This is a genomic window from Vibrio sp. 1078-1 (assembly GCF_033340475.1).
The window spans coordinates 1-799 of the sequence record NZ_JAWOWM010000221.1 but is presented as its reverse complement, the minus strand read 5'-3'; the positions used below and the strand labels follow the sequence as shown (position 1 = coordinate 799).

Genomic DNA, 799 nt, shown 5'->3' with positions numbered 1-799 from the left:
TCATCGCCTCTGACTGCCAAGGCATCCACCGTGTACGCTTAGTCACTTAACCATACAACCCGAAGGAGTTTCGAGTTGATAATCAAATCACCAAAGTTGTCTCTCATTATTTGAATGAGCGAGAGACATTCGATTTTGCCGGACTCAAATTCCAAGAACACTTGAATGTGTTTTTTGGTGTTTGTCTTAAAGACAAACATTGAGAACTTTACAAACAACAATAAATTGTTGTTTTGTCAGCTTTCCAAATTGTTAAAGAGCTATGTTGCTTCACAAGGAAGTTACATTTTCTAAAGACTTTCAGAGTCAAAAATACCAACCAGTATCAATTGCTTGTTCTGGTTTGGACGTTTTATTCCAAAAATACTTAGAGAATGGTGGGCGATACCGGGCTCGAACCAGTGACCCCCTGCTTGTAAGGCAGGTGCTCTCCCAACTGAGCTAATCGCCCACATTGTTTTGATTTCCGTGGAAGGAAATGGTGGGTCGTGCAGGATTCGAACCTGCGACCAATTGATTAAAAGTCAACTGCTCTACCAACTGAGCTAACGACCCAATGGTATCCCGTAGGGGAGTCGAACCCCTGTTACCGCCGTGAAAGGGCGGTGTCCTAGGCCTCTAGACGAACGGGACACTAAGTGAACATCTTGGGGGATGTTCTATCTCTTAAACTTCATAAACCGTATCAATCTGTGTGAACACTCATCGCAATAATCATCGTTTAAGGAGGTGATCCAGCGCCAGGTTCCCCTAGCGCTACCTTGTTACGACTTCACCCCAGTCATGAACCACAAAGTGG

At 44.3% G+C, this 799-nt stretch carries 3 tRNA genes and 1 rRNA gene; all 4 read right to left on the bottom strand.

Annotation, left to right across the window (positions count from 1 at the left end):
- Positions 1–375: 375 nt before the first annotated feature.
- Positions 376–451, bottom strand: a tRNA-Val gene (locus R7190_RS26755).
- Positions 452–479: 28 nt separating this feature from the next.
- Positions 480–555, bottom strand: a tRNA-Lys gene (locus R7190_RS26750).
- A gap of 2 nt (positions 556–557) precedes the next feature.
- Positions 558–633 (bottom strand) — tRNA-Glu (locus R7190_RS26745).
- A gap of 89 nt (positions 634–722) precedes the next feature.
- Positions 723–799 (bottom strand): 16S ribosomal RNA (locus R7190_RS26740); the annotation flags it as partial.